Source organism: Pseudomonas sp. HMWF006, assembly GCF_003061205.1.
Taxonomy (GTDB): domain Bacteria; phylum Pseudomonadota; class Gammaproteobacteria; order Pseudomonadales; family Pseudomonadaceae; genus Aquipseudomonas; species Aquipseudomonas monsensis.
This window is the reverse complement of sequence record NZ_QAIU01000262.1, coordinates 1-1,395: the sequence shown is the minus strand read 5'-3', so window position 1 is coordinate 1,395 and position 1,395 is coordinate 1. Positions and strand designations below refer to the sequence as shown.

Genomic DNA, 1,395 nt, shown 5'->3' with positions numbered 1-1,395 from the left:
GCGCTGAAGGACGCGAGCTACGCCACCGACTGGGTGAAAAACGGCCTCACCGCGTTGGCGGCGCTGGACACCCAGACCTATGACCTGGTGCTGCTCGATCTCGGCTTGCCGGGAACGGACGGGCTCGATGTCCTGGATGCCATTCGCGCGCGCAATAATCCGGTGCCGTTGCTGATCATTACTGCCCGCGATGGTCTGGACGATCGTCTGCGCGGGCTTGATGGCGGCGCTGATGATTTCCTGCTTAAGCCCTTCGCCATGGCCGAATTGCTGGCACGCATGCGCGCGGTATTGCGCCGGCGCGGCGGTAACGCGCAATCACTGCTGGATAACGGCGAGGTGTCGTTGAACCTGGTCTCCAAGCAGGCCGCCACCGCTGACATCAGCGAAGTCCAGCTCTCCAGTCGCGAATTCGCGCTGTTGCAGGCGTTGTTGATACGCCCGGGGGCCATACTGTCGCGTAGTGAACTGGAAGACCGGATTTACGGCTGGGGCAACGAAGTAGAAAGCAATGCCGTAGAGTTTCTGATCCACGCACTGCGGCGAAAATTGGGAAACCATATCATCAAGAACGTCAGGGGAATGGGATGGATGGTTTCAAAAGGCGTTTGAGCGACTCGGTACAGTCGCGGCTTTCCATCACCCTGTCACTGGCGATTCTCATCGTCGCCTTGCTGGCCGGTGCGTTCGCGTTCATTTCGGCACTCGACGAAGCGCACGAAATGCAGGACGAAAGCTTGCGTCAGGTGGCGGTGCTGTTCGATCGCCAGCACATGACTCTGCGTTATCCCGGTGCCGAACGGATCGCCGGCGACGACGAAGAGTCGCGGATCACCATGCAGTACCTGGCCGATAGCGCCAAGGCTACTGGCAATGATGACGTAAGCATTCCGTTGCCGTTTCCGGTGACCCTGGCTGACGGCTTGTCAACACTGAACATTGCCGGTGAAAACTTTCGCGCGTTGGTCAGAACCATCTCGACCGGCGAACGCATCGTGGTAGCGCAAGAGGCCGACGTGCGCGACAAGGAGGCGCGGGAAAACGCTTGGCGCAGCCTGCTGCCGTTTCTGATTCTCTTTCCGGTGCTGCTGTTGGTGGTCGGCGACTTGGTGCGCAAGCTGTTCCGGCCGATTGCGACGCTCTCGGCAGAGATCGATCAGCGCGACCAGCAGACATTGCATCCGATCGATGAGCAGCACCTGCCGAGTGAAGTCCGGCCTTTCGTGGTGGCGATCAATCGGTTACTCAAGCGCGTCGCACAGGCTATGGAAACGCAGCGACGGTTTATCGCCGACGCCGCCCATGAACTGCGCTCACCGATGACGGCGCTTTCGCTGCAAGCCGAGCGCCTGGCGGCGGCGCCGATGTCAGACGCCGCCCAACACAGCTTTGTAC

General features: G+C 60.5%; 2 protein-coding genes. Both read left to right on the top strand.

The window, feature by feature from the left end; translation table 11 throughout:
• Positions 1-612, top strand: a 612-nt coding sequence (locus DBR24_RS10695; RefSeq protein ID WP_128614707.1) for a response regulator, incomplete at its 5' end; no start/stop codon positions are given.
• The coding region (locus tag DBR24_RS10690; protein ID WP_371921266.1) for a histidine kinase dimerization/phospho-acceptor domain-containing protein at positions 588-1,395 on the top strand (808 nt) is incomplete at its 3' end. The genes DBR24_RS10695 and DBR24_RS10690, both read left to right, overlap by 25 nt.